Origin of the sequence: Parafilimonas terrae, from assembly GCF_900115755.1 — a bacterium.
In the GTDB taxonomy this organism is placed as follows: Bacteria; Bacteroidota; Bacteroidia; order Chitinophagales; family Chitinophagaceae; genus Parafilimonas; species Parafilimonas terrae.
Genome location: NZ_FOXQ01000001.1, coordinates 70,239 through 89,390 on the forward strand (window position 1 = coordinate 70,239; position 19,152 = coordinate 89,390).

12 protein-coding genes are annotated in these 19,152 nt (G+C 42.4%); all 12 read right to left on the bottom strand.

All coding sequences use genetic code 11. The features are described 5' to 3' along the window. Positions 1-3: 3 nt before the first annotated feature. On the bottom strand, positions 4-2,421 hold the full coding sequence (locus BM015_RS00285; RefSeq protein WP_218148409.1) for a glycoside hydrolase family 127 protein: 2,418 nt from the start codon (positions 2,419-2,421) through the stop codon (positions 4-6). Positions 2,422-2,678: 257 nt separating this feature from the next. Beyond that, positions 2,679-3,017, bottom strand: a complete 339-nt coding sequence (locus tag BM015_RS00290; RefSeq protein ID WP_090653421.1) for a hypothetical protein — start codon at positions 3,015-3,017, stop codon at positions 2,679-2,681. Positions 3,018-3,083: 66 nt separating this feature from the next. Next, complete coding sequence (locus BM015_RS00295) at positions 3,084-5,204, bottom strand: alpha-L-arabinofuranosidase C-terminal domain-containing protein (protein WP_090653422.1); 2,121 nt, start codon at positions 5,202-5,204, stop codon at positions 3,084-3,086. A gap of 40 nt (positions 5,205-5,244) precedes the next feature. Then, the gene (locus BM015_RS00300; protein ID WP_090653423.1) at positions 5,245-6,147 is read right to left on the bottom strand and encodes an alpha/beta hydrolase; all 903 of its coding nucleotides are present in this window, start codon (positions 6,145-6,147) and stop codon (positions 5,245-5,247) included. A gap of 55 nt (positions 6,148-6,202) precedes the next feature. Further along, complete coding sequence (locus BM015_RS00305; protein WP_090655077.1) at positions 6,203-7,360, bottom strand: alpha/beta hydrolase-fold protein; 1,158 nt, start codon at positions 7,358-7,360, stop codon at positions 6,203-6,205. Between the two features lie 25 nt (positions 7,361-7,385). After that, positions 7,386-8,498, bottom strand: coding sequence for an alpha/beta hydrolase-fold protein (locus tag BM015_RS00310; protein WP_090653424.1), 1,113 nt, complete (start codon positions 8,496-8,498; stop codon positions 7,386-7,388). 54 nt (positions 8,499-8,552) lie between these two features. Continuing rightward, positions 8,553-10,481: an alpha/beta hydrolase-fold protein gene (locus tag BM015_RS00315; protein ID WP_090653425.1), complete on the bottom strand. Its 1,929-nt coding sequence runs from the start codon at positions 10,479-10,481 to the stop codon at positions 8,553-8,555. A gap of 54 nt (positions 10,482-10,535) precedes the next feature. After that, positions 10,536-11,393, bottom strand: a complete 858-nt coding sequence (locus BM015_RS00320; RefSeq protein WP_177191764.1) for a sialate O-acetylesterase — start codon at positions 11,391-11,393, stop codon at positions 10,536-10,538. A gap of 29 nt (positions 11,394-11,422) precedes the next feature. Next, positions 11,423-12,583: a family 8 glycosyl hydrolase gene (locus tag BM015_RS00325; protein ID WP_245751154.1), complete on the bottom strand. Its 1,161-nt coding sequence runs from the start codon at positions 12,581-12,583 to the stop codon at positions 11,423-11,425. A 311-nt stretch (positions 12,584-12,894) separates the two neighbouring features. Next, on the bottom strand, positions 12,895-15,354 hold the full coding sequence (locus BM015_RS00330) for a glycoside hydrolase family 95 protein (protein WP_090653427.1): 2,460 nt from the start codon (positions 15,352-15,354) through the stop codon (positions 12,895-12,897). Positions 15,355-15,455: 101 nt separating this feature from the next. Beyond that, positions 15,456-17,528, bottom strand: a complete 2,073-nt coding sequence (locus tag BM015_RS00335) for an alpha-glucuronidase (protein WP_090653428.1) — start codon at positions 17,526-17,528, stop codon at positions 15,456-15,458. A 23-nt stretch (positions 17,529-17,551) separates the two neighbouring features. Next, positions 17,552-19,093 carry an alpha-L-arabinofuranosidase C-terminal domain-containing protein gene (locus tag BM015_RS00340; protein ID WP_090653429.1) on the bottom strand — a complete coding sequence of 514 codons (1,542 nt, stop codon included), beginning with the start codon at positions 19,091-19,093 and terminating at the stop codon, positions 17,552-17,554. Between the last annotated feature and the right edge of the window lie 59 nt (positions 19,094-19,152).

Here is a 19,152-nt window from a genome sequence, read left to right on the forward strand (position 1 = left end):
TGTTTAATGTGGCCTTAATAACCTTATATAATATACCGGCCCTGCATTAGCGCCTTCCAATGCCTGGAATTTTACACGTATATGATCTTTATTTTTTATCATACTATCAGGTATGCGATAAATGATTTCTTTAAACTGCGACTGGTTCCATCTTCCACTATTATCTTCTGTAATTAATTTTTGATCATCTATATAAATATCAAACTTATTATCACCCCATTCTGCGCCCCAATAACGTATCATTAAACTTAAACCGGTTTCATTATTAGTTGCCATATTATAACTGAAATAACCATTGTTAAACGCCTGCCTGAACATCTGGTCCTGGTTATTGCCGGTTCTTGATTTTTCACTTTGCAGGGCATGATCCACTTCCGGCTGCTGCTCGCCGGGCGCCACAAAATCTATGGTGAGTTTATCTAATTCTATTTTTTGTTTTTCTATTGCTGATAAAGAATCGATATAAGATTTATAACCGTTGTTGCTTAATGCCATCCAATACATCATATAACGTGCATCGTGAATTTGATAGAATGGCTGTAGTGTAACATCAACAGGGTTTTCCAGCTTTACTGCAGGAATAGTAAAGTTGAGCGGCTTATCTTTTACGGGAACTAATTCAGTGGTAAGTTTATTCAAATCATCTTCAATAATAATGGGCGCTTTATCTATAGGTAATTTTTCGCCGCTGGCAATATGGCCCCAGCGGCTATCATCTGCTATCAATCCTTTCAAATCTTCTGTACCTGTTTTAGCGCCTAATAAAACAGGCCCGTGCATAATAGCAATATAGTTGGGCACATTGGGCAAATGCTCAATTGTATTATGCATGGGCAATGTAATTTCAACCACATCGCCTTTCTTCCATTTACGTTCAACAGCAATGTATGATGAAGGATGATTATTTATTGAAACAGCTTTTCCGTTTACTGTAATTTTTAATGCGCCGTCTTTTACCCAAAACGGATAACGTATCATTAATGTAAACGGCGAAGCGCTTTCTGTTATCACCAGTTTTGTTTGTTCCTGGTATGGAAACGCCGTTTCCTGCCTCAACGCTATTCCTTTTTCTTTCCAGTTTAATGCTGAAGCAACAAAAAGGTTTACAAACAAGGAATCATGCTGATGCGTATAAATAAATTCATTGTACTTGCCATGATTTTCCATGCCTGTTCCCACACAGCACCACATAGCTTCGTTGGGCGCTGAATATACACGGTAACTTCTCGGGCGCACCGGCGTGAAATACACATAACCGCCGTTATCAGGATTTTGTGTTGAAAGTATATGGTTATACATCGTGCGCTCATAATAATCTGCATATTTGGCTGAAGGGTTTGTGCGAAACAAATCTTCTGTAAGCTTCAGCATGTTGCTCGAGTTGCAGGATTCAGGGCCTTCTATATCATTTATAAAATCGGTGCTGGCTGCAGCGCTGGGAAAAAATTCGCGCCTGCTGTTACCGCCAAAAGCCAGTGTTCGGTTGTCCGTTACTGTTTGCCAAAAAAAGTTACCTGCATTTTTATATTTATCATCACCGCTTAGCTCTCCTATTCTTGCAAAGCCAATGGCTTTGGGCACCTGTGTATTGGCATGTTTATTATCAAGGTTATCTTTCCCTTCACTCATAGGATTGAGCAGCATCCTGTGCGAGAACCTTTCTGCAGCAGCGAGGTATTTTTTATCGCCTGTTGCCTGGTAGGCATCTGCCAGCACTTCATTCATACCGCCATGTTCAATATCGAGCATGTTTTGCATTTGCTCTTCGTTTAAACCCGAAGTGATATTGATGGCCCAGTCGCAAAACTTTATAAATATATCTTTAGCTTCTTCGTTGCCGGTATAGTTCCATGCGTCTCTTAAGCCCGCATACATTTTATGTACATTATACCAGGGTACCCATGCTGCACGAAATGCTTTCATATCACCGGTTTGTACAGAAGTCCAAACTGCTTTACTATCAGGCACGCCACCCACATAACCAACACCCCAGGAAGGATGGTTTTTAGCGTTGGCTTCCTGGCATTTTTTTAATTCGGCAATCATATACAGCATGCGTTCTTTGCATTCAGCATTTCCTGTTGCTGCGTTAATCGCCATGGCCGTTAAATAATGCCCGCCTATATGGCCATCAAGCCCTTCCCAGTTTTTATAACTTGAATCTTTAGGTGACAACCCAGCTTCTTTTAAATAAGGCGCCAATAACCTGTCAACATTATACTTTAACAGCGTTTGAATATTAAGGTCGCGGGCATGCTTAAATGGCCCGTCAAGCAACACCACTTCACTTAAATTAAACTGGTTGGGATATAGCCTTTGCTGTGACTGAGCATTTTCTGCAAGGCAAAAAAATACAATAAATATTCCTGCCGAAAGCCAGGTATTTGTTTTACCTGCTTTATGCAAAATTGACTTCACCATTACTTTGTTTATTAAAATCATTATCAGAACTGCGCAAGCAATAAATCATTGTGCAAGCAAAAATAATTTTATTTGTCTTTTTTACAATTATTTTTCACCTGCAATATACATAAGCTTCTGTTATTGATTTCTGAATTTAAGCAGGATATGGTTGCTTACCGGCACGGAAATTTCACCTTCGATACTTAAATATTAAATGGGATTCTTATCCTGCTTAACCGGATAAGAATCCCATTTGCTGAGCATAAACGCGAAGTTTATTCCTTTACCCTTGTAAGTTTTGTTTCGCCCCTTTCATTTTTAGTAACAATTTCATCGTCGCTAACCAGCTCACCTGTATTGTTGATGGTCATGTCGTTAAAACTGATGCTGTAAGAAAATTTCTTTCCATCCACTTTGCCGTTTTCGATTGGTATTTCACCAAACTGGGTTTTTAAAACTCCGGTTAAAGAATCGCCCTCTACTTTAAAAGTGTAGTTAAGTTCGAATGAGCCATTGGGTGTTTCGCGGGTGCCTTTCCAGTTACCGTCAATAGGGTTCTGTGCATAGGTAACCATAGCACCAAAAAGCAACATGGCTGTTAGTAGAAATTTCATAGATGCGTGTTTTTATTGAGTTAAGAAATAAAAAATTTAACCTGTTTTCAGACGAAAGGGCATGCATTATTTACGTGTTTTAATTTCAATAATACTTACCGAAAACGGATCAAATGTTTTTGTAAAAGACGATTTAATGCCTTTTATAGTAGATGTTTCAGGCACTATATTTTCCGGTTCCGTTATACTGTTGGTGTCATCGGGTTTATTGCCTTTAACCACCACCATTGTTGCTTCAGGTTCAGTTCCGTTGACACCTTCAAGATTAATTTTTACCGTTTCTTTTTTTGCCTTTGTATTTACAATTTTTAAATACAAGACACCCGTTGTATCATTCATAGTTGCCGCATAAAAAAGCATAGGCACCGTTTTAACGGTTACACCTTTAGCGCTGTCTTGTTTGGTAAGCGGCCTGTTTTGAACGGGTGTATTTTTTACGGTGCCCGGTACAATTTTATTACCCAAATAATGGTTGAATAATTTTTGTACGTAATAAGAAGGTGAGCCGTAGCTGTTTAATGCATCATAACCAATCAAATCTGAATCCCACTGCCACGCTCTTTTTCCGTTTGATGAATCAATGCTCACGTTTACAAATAAAGGCGCATAACAAGACATAACGATTAAATCTGAATTGCGTTCCATCCCGGTCATCCAGGCAGCATCTCCTAAGGCCGCATTTAAATTTGTAGTTGGCTTGCCTTCTCTTGTAGCCCATTCGCCCACAAATATCTTTGGTCCGTTGCGGTCGTAGGCATCATATTGCGAAGCATTTTCCCACATATCCCACGAATCGCGGTAGTAATGCTCATCTACCACATCTGCATCTTTACCCTTCACGCTCATGGCAGGATATTGAGTTTTCGGGATAGTTGAAATGCAGGTTATATTGGGATATTTTGCTTCAATGGCTTCCCTGAATTGTTTAAATCTGCCATCGTAACTATTGCTCCTGTCAAACCAATCTTCATTACCAATTTCAACATACTGAAGTTTGAATGGCGCCGGATGTCCATCCCTGGCACGTTTGGCGCCCCAGTAGGTAGTTGTATCGCCTGTTACATATTCTATTTCATCCAGTGCATCATCCACATACGGTTTTAAAAGCGGGCCGGCATCAACATGGTCGCCTTCCAACGAATAACCAGCATAAACACCTAAAACCGGTTCAGCACCCATGTTTTCTGCCCATAACAAAAATTCCAGTAATCCCATTCCATCAGATGCACGGTAACCCCATGAACCGTTATGTCCCGGGCGGTTGGCAATAGGGCCAAGCGTTTCCTTCCACGGAAAAGCATCGGTCAGTTTTGGGCCTTCTAAAAAATTTCCCCCGGGAAAACGGAGAAATTTTGGTTTCATATCCACCAGCATATTCATCAGGTCTGTGCGAAAACCATTTGGTTGGTTGTTATAAGTAGGCGGAAATAATGAAACCAGGTTGAAATAATAAACACCAACACGATCGGTGGAAATTACAAACCTTGCATCTTTTGTGGGTTTTATATCCGCAGCTGTTGTAAGGTTAACTTCATATTGTTTCCAGTAAGTACTTTTTTCGAGATTGATCGTTCCTTTTGCATAAACAGTTTTGCCATCATTACTTACAATGGAAACCGTTATAGGGCCGGGTGTATTATTTTCAATTACAGGCAGCGGCGGCGTGGTTGGCTTGGGTTCCCATGGCCAACGTAGAGGCTCCCTGCGGTCTGTGCCTTTTATATAAAATGATGCTTTATATGTAGTAGAAGGTTTTACGGGGATGCCCCAATACCCTTCATTGGCAATGCCCACATTACCATCCGCTTTTTCAACTGTAAGCCTCAAACAAGCCTGCATGGCGCTATTGATGGCATTTCTGCGTTCATCATTGGGCACATGTTCCTGTGCTCCTATTAATTTTATATCTGCCTGTGACGAAGAATTTTCTTTCACAAGACTCCAGCCTTCGGGCTCCGTTTTACTGTCTTTGAAAATCCTGTTACGGATTAATTCAGCATACAACCCGCCATCATAAGAATGGTTAATTTCTTCGGTCATTAAACCGTATAACATCGGGCTGACATCTTTGTTGGCCTGTGCTACATTCAAATTAATTTCAGGCGTTTGCGAAAACACCGGATTCATTGAGAAGGCAACTGCAACCAGCAACAGTAAACGAAGTTTTTTTAATGTTTTTTGTTTCATAATACTCTAATGTTTAGAACATCTGCTCATGATTAAAATCTTATTTATTTATCCAGCTATTGTTTTGCATCCATTCAAACAAGGGCTCCATCCATCCCGGGTGCCTGAACACAAAACCGTGGTCGCCTTTTTGATAAATATGCATTTCCACGGGCACTTTATTGTGCCTTAATTTTTCAAAATAAACAATGCTGTTATCTACATCCACCACTTTATCATCTGCTGCTACTGTGATAAAAGCGGGAGGAGCGTTTTTATCCGCCTGCAATTCATTTGAATAAAGATCAATCGTTTCTTTTGAGGGATTATCTCCCAACAATTGTGTACGTGAACCCTGGTGCGCAAGGCTATCCTGCATGCTGATAACGGGATATACTAAAATCTGGAAATCAGGCCGCAGGCTCTTGTTGCTTTTATTTTCTATGAGCGCTTTATTAAAATGCGTTGCCTCTGTGGAAGCCACATGGCCGCCGGCAGAAAATCCCATAATGCCAATTTTATTTGAATTAATACCCCAGGCAACGGCGCTGTCACGCACCATTTTTATTGCCTGCTGCGCATCCTGCAGAGGCGCAATGGTTTTGTTTACCTGGAAAGAATCATTGGGCAAACGGTATCTCAATACAAAAGCAGCAATGCCTTTTTTGACAAGTTCTTTCGCCGTCAGCGTACCTTCACCATCATAAACAATTACGCTGTAACCGCCACCGGGGCAAATGACTATTGCAGCGTCGGTGGCCTTATCTTTTTCCGGCAAATATATTTGCAGGGTTGGTGTAATAACCCTGCGCATCAAACCTGCTGAAACATTTTCAGGAATGTCTTTTAATGCTGTTTTCTTTGAATTCGGAATATCTCCGGGATAAAGATTTATGACTCGCTGCGCGTGAGCAGCAAACGGCAATAAGCATATTCCAATAAAAAGAATCTTTATTTTTCTCATTTGCTTTTGTGTAATAATAGGGTGCAAAGCTTCACACCCTATTTATCCTGTTGATTTATTTCTTAAAAAGTAATTGCGCAAACTGCTCCAGGTCTCTTCTCCATGTAAGCCATTCATGAGCTGTTCCCGGCGACTCGTAAAATACATGTTTAATGCCTTGTTTATCCAGCATATTCCTGAACGCACCAACAGATCCGGGAAAAGGATTTGGCTCTTTGGTGCCCAACCCAAGAAACAGCACTCTCAATTGTTTATTGATAGCTGCCGCATCATTAAATTTTCCATCCAAAAATCTAGCAGGATCAATAACATCTGTGCTGGGATAATTGGAAGTGCCGCTGAAAGCCCCAAGCGCAGAAAACTTGTCAAGGTTATTCATAATGATCCGCATGGTTTGATTGGCGCCCATAGAAAGGCCTGCAATCGCCCTGTGCGCACGATCGGCAACCGTGCGAAATTTTCCATCAATCATCGGGATGATTTCGTTTATCATCACCTGTTCAAAAATAGACTCAGGGCTGGCTTTGCTGTCGGTAACTTCTGCGTTTGGTTTAAGTGCATAGCCATTATCCATAACGATAATCATGGGCACAGCTTTGCCAGCTGCAATTAAATTATCAAGGATCAGGTTGGCGTGGCCCTGCCGCGACCAGCCCGTTTCATCTTCAAAACTTCCGTGTTGCAAATACAAAACAGGATAACGTGTTTTCGTATCTTTTTCATAACCCGGAGGCGTATAAACGAAACAGCGCCTCCACAAACCGGTTAATTTAGAGAAATAAATATTTTCGCTTACGAGGCCATGCGGCACATCTTTCAGCGCAAAGAAACCCTGGTCTGCAGCCGGAATTTCAATTCCGCTGCCCCAGCGCCCGGCGCCGTAAAAGTAAAGGCTTCCGGGATCAGGAACAGGAACGCCGTCTATATTTAGCTGGTAATAATGAAAGCCTTCATCCTGCGGCAACGATTCGCCTGTCCAAACGCCTTTTTCATCTTTTACCATATCATATTTCTTTCCACCAATATCAAGCTGCACCTTGTTGGCCTCCGGCGCTGCAATGCTGGCACGCACCCGGCCTTCGGCATTTACCTGTGGGTATTGCTTTCCCGGAAAATTGGTAACGGCCGGTTTAAAATTATCTGATTGGGCAAAACAGGCAGCCGTGCTAAAAGCAATGGCCATAAAAAGACTAAGCGGTTTGTACATCATCATACATAATTTGGTGAGTATATAATTCTTAATCCTTAAACAACAAAGGTGCAAGTTCATGCAGGCTGCGGCGCCATGTCTGGAATTCGTGAGCCGTATTTTCAGAAATATAAGAAACTGCATTGTAGCCGGCGCCCTTCAAAGTTGTTACTGCGTTCTTAACAGCATCAGGTCTTTCTTTGCTGCCACAGCTTATAAAGATGAGCTTCGGTTTTGATTTGTCTTTAAGCTCATCAGGCGTATAAATGCCGCCGCTGAGTAAAGCGTAGTAAGAAAAAACATCAGGTTTATTCAGCGTAATCATATGCGTTTCCATGCCGCCCATAGAAAGGCCTGCCATGGCGCGATGGCCTTTATCGGCAATCGTGCGAAAATGCGTATCAACATAAGGAATCAACTCATCCACAAGCACCGTTTGGAAAGGGTCAATTTTGAATTCGTTCATGTGGCCCCATTTTAATTCATTGGTCATTCCATAAGTCATCACAATAATAAACGGTTTTATTTTCCCTTCGGCGATCAGGTTATCCATGATAAGATTGGCATGCCCCTGGTTGCTCCACGCCGTTTCATCTTCGCCCCAGCCGTGCTGCAGGTACAATACAGGATACTTTTCTGACGTATTTTTTTCATACGCCGGCGGTGTATAAACAAAAGCACGCCTTGATGTATTGGTACTTTTTGAAGGAAAAAGAATTTGCTGCACATGGCCGTGCGGTACATCTTTCAGTGCATAAAAATCCTGGTCGTGTGCGGGTATTTCGATACCGCTTTCCCAACGGGTAGAGCCATAGAAATTCAATGTTCCGGGATCATTAAAAGTGCCGCCATCTACTGTGAGATGATAATAATGGAAACCTTCATCCATCGGCCCTTCGGTGGTGCCGGTAAAAAATCCGTCCGCGTCCCTGGTGAGCAAAGTGCCTCCTCTTCCACCCAAACCGAGACTTACCCGAACACTATCAGCCAGCGGAGCTTTGATTTTAAATCTTGCATATCCCTGGGAATTTACCTGGGGATATTCCTGCCCGGGTTGGTTAAGCGTTGAAGGCTTGAAATCTTCAACCACATTATTTTGCCCCAAACAAATTTGGCTCGCCAGTAATGTTAGCGAAAAAACAATCGTTGATTTTAGTTTCATGTTTTTAATATTTAATGAGTGATTTAAATTTTAAAGCAGGTAGCGTTTACGCTTTTATTGAAAAAGCAAAGGCGCAAAATGATACAAAGCATTTCTCCACACCGGCCATGTGTGCCCGCCGGGATATTCGTAATACGTGTGCTTAATTTTCAGTTCATCTAATTTGCCTAACATAATCTGGCCATTCTTGTAAGCAATGTCTTCGGGGCCGCCTTCGGAAATCCAGAATGCTTTCAGATTACTATTTATTTTGTCAGCGTTATCTTTCATAAAAGCATATTGCGCATCGGCGGTTTTATCCATCATCGGCACTATCCAACCTGAACTAAATACACCGAGACTGGAAAACACATCTGTATTATTGATACCGGTATAAAGCGTATGCAAACCACCCATTGATAAACCTGCAAGCGCACGGCTGCCGGCACCTGTTTTAGCGCGGTAATTTTTTTCAACAAAAGGAATTATGGATTGTTTCATTTCGCTTTCAAACATTTTCATTGAACCTTCTATTCCATTAGCGTTAAAACCACCCATTCCAATATTGGTATCAGGCATTACAATAATCATAGCTTTCGCCCTGCCTTCGGCAATTAGGTTATCTAAAATGAGGTTGGTTTTTCCCTGTGCAGCCCAGCCACGTTCATCTTCCCCGCCGCCATGCAGTAGGTATAAAACAGGATACCTGGCTAATGTGTTTTCATCATAACCCGGCGGCGTATAAATATACATTTGGCGCCAGGACCTGGTAACCGGGGAAAAGTAATCTTTGATACGGACATCGCCGTGCGGCACATCTTTTAAAGCATAATAATCACCGTTGGCAAAAGGTATTTCAATGCCGCTTGCCATGCGCCCCATTCCATAGAATGTTTCACTGGCGGGATCAGCCACAGCAACGCCATCAATAATCAAAGAATAATAATGAAAACCTTCGCCAATAGAATCGGTAGTTACCTGCCAGTAGCCACCGGTATCTTTCAGCATATCGTATTTCTTACCCAAATCAATTTGCACTGTTTGCGCATCAGGTGCTTTTATGTGGAAAACCACGCGGCTGTCTGGCAGTATCTGCGGATATTTTGCATTATACACATTGGTTTCGGCAGGTGTTCCCAACACGGTATACTTAGAAAATGCAGAGGGGTTCACAGGTTTAAACAGAAACTGCGAAAACATATACAAACCGTTCTTCCACACTTTAAAATCGTGCACGCCTGGTTCTATGTAATAAATATGCGGCACATGGCTTTTAACCAGATAATCATGTGTGCGTTTGCTAAAACCAATAAGCCCGTCTGCATCACCACAGGAAATCCAGAGCAGCCGCAGCATTTGTTTTGCTTTTTCCGGATCGGGCACTAATTGTTCAGGGGCTTTGGTATTTGGCGCCGAAGAAAAGCCGCCCACCCAGGCAAATTTATCCAGGTTGCCAAGGCCGAAATTGAGCGACTGGCCGCCGCCCATTGATAAGCCTGCGATGGCACGGTGTTCACGATCTGTATAAACCGGGAATTTCTTTTCGATATAAGGAATAAGATCATTTAACAGATCTTGCTCGAAGGTGGCAAAAGCCTGCACTTTATCGGGCGCCATAATATTGCCGGTTGCACGGTCATCTTTCATGGCCCGGCCATTGGGCATTACAACAATCATGGGAACGAGTTTTCCTTCTGCATATAAATTATCCAGTATTACCTGCGGGCTGCCGCCGTTGAGCCATTCTTTTTCATCACCGCCAATGCCATGCAGCAAATACAGTACAGGATATTTATTCTTTTTCGAATAACCGGGGGGTGTATAAATTATAGCCCTTCGTGCATTGCCAACCGTTTTTGAGTTATAGGAGATGGTGTCAATTTTTCCATGTGGGATATTTGCCTGCATCGAATCAAACCCCTGTGGTGCATGGTTGGTGACAGGCTGTGCATTTGCTTGCGGGTAAATAAATGCCACAAGTGCAATGAGCAAAATGTATTTCATGATGTTTGTCCGTTTGATATTTTGATTTGGTATGGTTAGGTATTTTTAATGCTTTTAATTTTCCGTCTTCATCTTATAGCCCAATAAGGGCAGCATAACAGCGGCATAGCGTTTTCCAAGTTCCCTGTAACCGGCAGCATTAAAATGCAGGTTATCTTTTGCTACACTGCAACCTTTTGATGAGACCACATGCGCCGTTGGAATGGTTTGCGGAAGTTTATCAATAATAGCATTCATCTGGGCGCAAATACCATTTTGTTCCTCGTGTACTACTTCACCGGCCAACAAAGGCACTGCAGCAGCTTTAAGGTTGAGGTCTTTTAAAAGATTGTTGTACACAACGTTCACCTGTGAAGGCCAGGTAGTATCGCCGGTATTAGATTCACCCTGGTGCAGCAGGATGCCTTTTATCACGCCGTCTTTCTGGGCCAGCTTTGCCATTTCTACCAGCCTGTCGTAAGGGCTGCCGTCATATTCTTTTATCATCGGCTTCATCCAGACAGGCGCGGTATCGGCATAACCTTTATAATTGTCTTTATTGAAGAGCACGATCTTGCAACCACCAACGGCTACATTTATCACACCTACAGTAACATCCTTTGGAAGATTTTCCAACAGTGCTCTGCCAAAATAATCGGCAGGTGTTAACCCTGTATGGCAGCGGCACAGTGGCGGAACAGCAGTATACCACTTCCCTTTTTCGCGGCCCAGGTTGGGACAATCAACTGCTTCCATCACTTTAAAGCGGGTATCGACATTGATTGTATCCTGTGGTTCAAACCGGGCATTGCCTTCCATGTTCGATTGGCCAAAACAGAGAAAAATGTAGAACTTTTTGTCCTGTGAAAAAGAACACAATGCCAGGCAAAAACAGGCAAGCAGTAAGGCAGTTTTTTTTAATTGTTCACTCATAAGATATGTTGCGTTGTTTAATGAGCTTATTAATGCGTTTGAGATTGTATGATTTGATATTTTCCGCTTAAATGCATCAGGCTGAATAAATACAGTAAGCCATCGTAATAAGGATCGAAATAACCATCTTCATAAGGCGCCAGTTTGTTGTTCCAAAGCGCATGTACAAAATCAAATTTTTTATTGCTGTTATAAATTATTTCAGTTGAAGCCACCGTGGAAACCAGGCCCAGCGAATGACGCAATTTTTTAAATCCCCCAGCCTGTAAAATGGAATCAGGCCTTGAACCATCGGGATTGAACTGGTCTTCAAATGTGTCAATACCTTTTGAGCGGAAAAAGGTTTGTAACCGCTTTGCATAATCCCGCTGCCATTCTTTATCTTTTCCAAACCAGTAGTAATCCATAGCAATATTCATGGGTACGCGCCAGGAATCATAACGAAATCCTGCAGGCATCCATGGTGCAATATGCGCTTCACCACTGAATTCAGCGTAGTCATAATTTAAGCCGGTAACAGGATGGCAAGCCCTGTGCAAATATGCTCGGGAAGTATCGGCGCAATCTTTATAAAACTGTTCGTGGCCATCTTTGGCATACATTGCCCAAACCTCAAAGAAAGCCGGCAAATGATAAGAAGGATCCGTCCATTTATAATTGTTGTATTCGGGTGTAAAGCTTATTTGTTTATGCTCGGTATTGATAATATTGTGAATGCCGCCCGTTCCATCTTTCTTCCACATTGCATCCAGAATATGCCTGGCTTCACCATAATAGTTAATACCTGTTTTATTGCCCCACCTGTTGGAAGCGAATAAAAGCGCTGTTACATAATATAACTCACCATCAGAAGCAGTGCCCGGCGAATTTTGCTTCATCGTTTGAGGGTTAAAACTCCAGGCAAAATAGCCTTCCCGCGGCCCTTCTTTATGCTGCAGGTATTTTTTACTAAAGCGCCAGATGCGATCAAACACATCTTTTTTGTTGAGTTGAACGGCAACCATCATTCCATACGACATACCTTCGGTACGGACATCTTTATTTTTTATGTCTGACACATAACCCAGCGAATCTTCCACCTCAAAATATATTTTGTTGGGCCCTTCAAATAAATCGGTATAAGCTTTATTAACTTTTGCATCAATATCTGCCTGGCTATATCCAGCCTGCCTGAAAACATTTGGATACACACCGGTATAAAAGGCACCTTTCCCAGTGTTTGATTTTTGAGCAAACAAAAAATTCGCAAACAAAACAAAACTGCATAGCAGACACAAGCCGGCTTTTTGGTTGTTTCTGATTTTTCTCAAGTAGTTTACCTTCATCATGAATAGGTATATTAAAACTTGTTATTAAAATTGTCAGTATTACAATTATTCAAAATTTTGAAACTTATCTTCTACATGTTCGTTGTAATATTTACATGTAATAACCTGTTGCTATTTTTTATTTATGGAATTTTTACTGTTACTTTTTAATCTTACTACCTGGCCCAGATAATTTACTTCGCAATCAACGTATATATTTTTCCTGCCTGCGTTGGTATATCATAAACAAAAGTCTTTTTCAAATCGGGTGATGTTATAACCGCTTTATCCGAAATAATTGGCGGGGGTGTTTTTTCAACGCTGTAAAAAGGATTCGCATTATCCCCTGATGCGTTTGTCAATATGCCGCCATCCTGCTTCATTTCGTTTGGTGTTCTTAACCGAAGGTTTCCGCCTAAAGTTGATTTAATAACGGCTTTTACCACTTTACCATTTTTCCATTCCATGCTTACCAGTTCAAAACCACCTCTTGCACGAAGTCCGCTGATGCTGCCTGATGATTGCCATACATCGGGCAACGCCGGTAATAAATGCAAATCGCCGTCTTCGCTTTGCACCAGCATTTCTGTTATGCCGGATGTACAACCGAAATTACCGTCAATCTGGAATGGCGGGTGCGCATCGAATAAATTATTATAAGTGCCACCACCACCTTCGTTGGTGCCTACAGGTGTCAGCTGGTTTTGAATAAGTTTATATGCATGATTACCATCCAGCATTTTGGCCCACCAGTTTACTTTCCAGCCCATGCTCCAGCCGGTAGAAACATCACCCCGCTGCAAAAGTGTATTCTTTGCTGCGCTATATAATTCCGGCGTACGGTAAGGCGAGATTTGATTAGAAGGAAATAACCCATACAAATGGGAAATATGGCGGTGCTTATCATTTGGATCGTCTACGTCATCCAGCCATTCCTGCAACTGGCTGTGACGGCCAATATGCATGGGTGCGAGGCGGCTGCGTTTTTGTATCAGTGTATCTGCAAAGGCCTGGTCGCGCTTCAAAATTTTTGCCGCCTCTATGGCATTGGAAAATACATCAAAAACTATTTGGTTTGTCATGGTTACACCTGCGTCAATGGAAGAACCGTCATGAGCAGCGGGTGCATTTTCAGGTGATTCATCCGGGCAAATAACCAGCCAGTGATATTTGGGGTGTTCTATTAAATAATCAGCATAAAACAAGGCAGCACCCTTTAAAGCCGGGTAAACAGATTCAAGGTATTTTTTATCGCCATTGTATAAATAATGCTCCCATAAATGCTGGCTTAGCCAGCCACCGCCATTAGGCCATAGCCCCCAGAAGGCGCCATCTACGCCACCGTTTATTCGCCAGATATCGGTGTTATGATGTGCCATCCAGCCGCGGGTACTATACATATCCCTGGCAGTTTGTTGACCGGTAACGGCAAGTTCTTTCACCATTTTTATCAATGGCTCATGCATTTCCGGCAGGTTGGTTTTTTCTGCCGGCCAGTAGTTCATTTCTGTATTGATATTAATGGTGTATTTGCTGTCCCAGGGCGGCATCATTTTATCGTTCCAGATGCCTTGCAAGGTTGCAGGCTGGCCGCCGGGCTGTGAAGAGGAGATCAGTAAATAACGGCCATATTGATAATAAAGCGTTACCAGTTGTGGATCATTTACTGAATTAAAATGCTTTAATCTTTCATCGGTTGGAAGCTTTGCTGCACCGGTTGTGCCAAGATCAAGTTTAACACGGCTAAAGAATTTTTGATAAGCCGCAATATGCGCTTTCAGCATATCAGCATAATTTTTTTGATATGCTTTGGCCAGGCAAGCGTCGGCCCGTGCATTCTCATCGCCATTCAAATCATTATAACTATTGAAGTTGGTAGCAATGGAAATATAAATGGTAGCTGCGTTGGCATTGCTTACAATCAGCGATGTATCAGTTGATGAAACTGTACCGCCTTCTGTTTTTATGCGGGTAATGCCTTTATATTTCACCAGCCCTTTTACGCCTTCATGATCAATGGCAGTACCGGCAATGGTTAATTCTTTTGCAGGCGTTGTTTTCATTACCGCATTTGGCTGCGGGGTTGAATAAAAAGCGCTGAATGAAAGGCTGCGGGGTTTGCCGGCCGTTAATCTTATTACAATAACACGGTCCGGAAAAGAAGCCATCACTTCTCTTGTATAATTAACATCGCCTACTTTATAAGAAGTTTTGGCGACAGCTTTTTCTATATCCAGCTCACGGTAATAATCATCATAATTACTATGACCATTAAAGGCAAGGTGCAATGCACCGGCCGGCTGAAACATTTGTCCTTGTGATTTTTTGCTGATGATAACTTTATTTGCCAGTTGCTCCGCTTCTTTTTGCCTGCCTTCAAACACTAACTTTCTTATGGATTCGAGCGAATCCAGCGCTAACGGGTTATCATTACGGTTTGGGCTGCCGCTCCATAATGTGCCTTCATTCAGTTGAATAGTTTCCATATCCACATTTCCATAAACCATTGCCGCCTGGAAACCATTACCAACCGGCAAAGCATTTTCCCAAACATCGCCGGAAGGCTTGTTGTACCAGAGTTTTAATGATTGGTTTGTTTGCGATAAACAAAAACAGGATGATAAAACGAAGCAGGAAAGCAACAAATTTTTCATTGATGGCAAATTGATTTTACATTGAAATTGAAATACCGGGAAAACCGCAATAACTATGAAAATAAATTTAAAATAGTTTTGAACCAGCTCAATAAATACCCTTAGTGCGAACGCCCGTCACCCCTGTCGTTGTACATCATTACATCAAGATTGTTTACCGGCCTTTCCAATTCATACGGTATGGGCATTTTGCTGAATTGCTGAAAATATAGCAGGCAGGCATCTTTCCATAACCCCGCATTCACACATTGAATACGCAGTTTGCGCTGTACTTCCAGGAAACGCGTGCTGTCAACATAAACACCTGCTTTGTCCCATACTTTTTGAAAACTGCGCACCTGGTTTACACCCTCATCATATTTATAGCATAATTCATCCCATAACGTGCGGCCGCTTTTCAATTTGTAATCCCAGGGCACATGGTGAAACCATAATAAATATTTTTCAGGGCAGGTAGCTGCATCATTAAACTGCGAAGCCAAAGGTTCGTGGTATTGTTCAACCGCATCGCTGCCGGTTTTGGTGCGGTCGAAACCAATGCCGTTTTCGGCCGCCTGGTGATAATACGGCGGCGTCCAATCAGCCCGCATACCTTTTGGCGCCCACCACGGGCCGGGCCCATAATGGCCGTTGGCCGACATGATGTGGTGCAAGCCAAGCGGCGTCATAAAATTCACGGCGGCTTCGCGGCTATCGAGCATCATTTGTTTTACAGGTTTGAGGAAATTATCGTTCCAACCTGCATTATAATTGGCTTCGCCCGATTTTGAAGATTGGGCGCCATAAAAAGTAAGCTTTAGCCATTCATCTGCTATCTGTTCACTTTTTAAATTCACATTCCACGCCAGCCGGCCAAAGGCGTACCAGTTGGCCTGGTTGAATAAATGGCCACACCAATTGGTATCTAACCCAACATTCGATACACCGGCCATAGCCGTATATTTTTGCGAATAAATGCTGCCATCGGTACAGCGCGCCACGGTACTGCCTTCGCCCTGCTGGTAAGTATCGCTTTGCAAAACCTCTTCCCACATAGTTGATAAAAACACTAAGTATTTATCGTGACCGAGATATTCCATCGTTACCTGCAATTCAGGCATTACGGACGTTTGCTTCATTGCCCCGAATAAAGGGCTGAAAGGCTCTCTTGGCTGAAAATCTACCGGGCCATTTTTTACCTGTATAATTACATTATCCTTGAACTTTCCATCAAGCGGCATAAACTCATTATAGGCTTGTTTTGCGCGGTCTTTATCATTTGGGCTGTAGACAAATGCCCGCCACATTACAATGCCATTGTATGGTTTTAATGCATCGGCCAGCATATTGGCGCCATCGGCATGGGTGCGGCCAAAATCCTGCGGGCCGGGCTGGCCTTCGCTGCTTGCCTTCACCAAAAAACCACCAAAATCGGGCACGTAACTGTAAATTTCCTTCACCTTATCCTGCCACCATTTTATTACAGCTTTATCCAGCGGGTCGGATGTTTTTAGTTTGCCTAATATGGCCGGCGAAGAAAAGTTGATGGAGAGATATGTTTTAATACCATACGGCCGCAATACATCAGCAATAGCTTTTACGCGGTTAAGATATTCCGGTGTTATTATTTTGGGTGATGCATTTACATTGTTCAATACCGATGCGTTGATGCCAATGGATGCGTTGGCACGTGCATATTCCGTCCAAATCTTTTTATCGTTTTGTGTAACGGTTAATGAATCCGGGCCGCTGCGCCAGAAAATAGAATGGCCCGCATAACCGCGTTCCACCGAACCGTTCGGGTTATCCCAGTGATTTAAAATACGGATTTGATATGAAGGGTTCTCGGCTTCGCCTGTAATAGCCTCGCCGGTTCGCTGGCGGCGCAGCAATTCATATACACCATACAAAACACCTTTTTCTGTTGCGGCAATCACTTCGTTTTGGCTTAACCTGAAACCATCATCTTTTAATGCCTTATCTTTTTTTATGGTAAGTGTTATGGAGGCATTCGGCTCACCCTGCCAGCCATTTTGCAGCTCCTGTTTAGCAATAGATAATGTTGGAGAATTTTTTGAACAAATAACCGTTACAGGCTTAGCGTTTTTATAGCGCAGCCATAGCTGGTGGCCGTTTTCCTGTGCCTGGCAGGTTATTACAATAAAAAAGAAAAGGACATTAAAAACTACTTTCACCTTCGTAATTTATATTTTTAAATTTATCTGGCAAGGCTTGCCTTTATTTGCGTAAATGAATGTGGTGGAAATGTATAGGTTAATTTATTGCCGCTAAACTTTGCCTCTTTTGTTACCGGGATATATTGAGCTTGACTGGCGAAGTCAAACGGTGCTTTCAGATCATCACTGTTCACGATGCTTGCTTCAGCCTTGCCGGAAAAATTACCTGAGGCGCTTATAACATCTGCAGTAATGGCTTTATCCTGGTGCCGGTTTATAACGTTCACCACTATTTTATTTGTTTCCTTTGAATATACTGCGGTTACATCAAGATAAGGTATGCCTCTATACTGCGCTGTACCAAAGGTGTCGCAGGAAACATAGGTATCTACAGAAGTGCCGATGCAGTTATTGGAGAATGCCTTGAACGTATAAAAGACCGGCGATTTAAAAGTTCCGTTTTTGGGGTCGTTTGATAAAAGCGAAGTAAGCATGGTAAAGTTTGCCATTTTTACTACATCTGCATGACGGATAAAAGAATTTAAACATTGTGCAATAGGTAATACCGCCATAAAATTCCTGGCAAAAGCTCCCCACTCATCCACGGAAAGATGAATAGGATGTTTAAAGTCATTTTGTACGCTTGCCGTTGCAATTTGGCCGGCTACTATTTTAATCTTTTCGTCAAAATCCATTGCCCCATCGCCCATGTAAGCATAATAATTATCCGGAGAGCCGCCTTCCCAATAACGGTGGATGGATAAATAATCTATTTTATCGCCGATGCCGTTCAGCACTTTACGGTTCCAGTCAATCCACTTGCCGGTTGGTTCATAATAAGATGATCCAGAACCTACGAGTTTTATAGAAGGATCCACTGCCTTCATCGCTTTGGCAGCTTCTCTTGCTGTTTCAACATAGTCGTCTGCGTTTTTATGGCCCAGTTCCCATGGCAGTCCGTCTACTTCATTACCTAAATCCCAAATTTTTACATTATAAGGCGCTGCATGGCCATTTTTTGCCCGCAGGTCTGAGTAATAAGTGCCGCCTTTGTAGTTGCAGTATTCAACCCAGTAAGCCGCATCGAGTATAGAACCAAGGCCAAGATTAACCGCTACAACGTTTTCACTGCCTATAGATTTATTGAGCTTCATCCATTCATCGGTACCCACATGGTTATTATCTTTTCCTCCCCAGGCCAGGTTAATGCGTGTAGGGCGCTGATCTTTGGAGCCGATGCCATCTTTCCAGTCGTAACCCATTAAAAAATTACCACCCGGCCAGCGCATATTGGTAATTTTTAATTCTTTCATGGCATCAATATAATCTTTTATGAACCCATCCTCATTTGCCTTCGACGATGCGGGGTCATACAGCGTGCCGTAAAGCGTGTTGAAATCAACAGAATCGGGTAATCCCATTCTTGCGCCATTAAAATGAATGGGCTCCATAAATACGCCGTAAATATTGGGATCAATTTCTCCAATAGTCCTGTCAATATCAATTTTAATTGTAGCGTTCTGCGCAAAAGCAGTTGAGCCAAGCAACAAAGCAAGCAGTAAAATAAGGATGTTCTTTTTCATATAGAAGTTTTTGTGGTGCGTCAAAAAATAAACAGGCCTGACCAGGTTTGCCGTTTGCA

Excerpts from the sequence above, each read along its gene's own strand:
- BM015_RS00285 (WP_218148409.1), bottom strand. The coding sequence starts at position 2,421 with ATGGTGAAGTCAATTTTGCATAAAGCAGGTAAAACAAATACCTGGCTT.
- BM015_RS00340 (WP_090653429.1), bottom strand. The coding sequence starts at position 19,093 with ATGAAAAAGAACATCCTTATTTTACTGCTTGCTTTGTTGCTTGGCTCA.
- BM015_RS00330 (WP_090653427.1), bottom strand. The coding sequence starts at position 15,354 with ATGAAAAATTTGTTGCTTTCCTGCTTCGTTTTATCATCCTGTTTTTGT.
- BM015_RS00310 (WP_090653424.1), bottom strand. The coding sequence starts at position 8,498 with ATGAAACTAAAATCAACGATTGTTTTTTCGCTAACATTACTGGCGAGC.
- BM015_RS00305 (WP_090655077.1), bottom strand. The coding sequence starts at position 7,360 with ATGATGATGTACAAACCGCTTAGTCTTTTTATGGCCATTGCTTTTAGC.
- BM015_RS00295 (WP_090653422.1), bottom strand. The coding sequence starts at position 5,204 with ATGAAACAAAAAACATTAAAAAAACTTCGTTTACTGTTGCTGGTTGCA.
- BM015_RS00290 (WP_090653421.1), bottom strand. The coding sequence starts at position 3,017 with ATGAAATTTCTACTAACAGCCATGTTGCTTTTTGGTGCTATGGTTACC.
- BM015_RS00300 (WP_090653423.1), bottom strand. The coding sequence starts at position 6,147 with ATGAGAAAAATAAAGATTCTTTTTATTGGAATATGCTTATTGCCGTTT.
- BM015_RS00315 (WP_090653425.1), bottom strand. The coding sequence starts at position 10,481 with ATGAAATACATTTTGCTCATTGCACTTGTGGCATTTATTTACCCGCAA.
- BM015_RS00320 (WP_177191764.1), bottom strand. The coding sequence starts at position 11,393 with ATGAGTGAACAATTAAAAAAAACTGCCTTACTGCTTGCCTGTTTTTGC.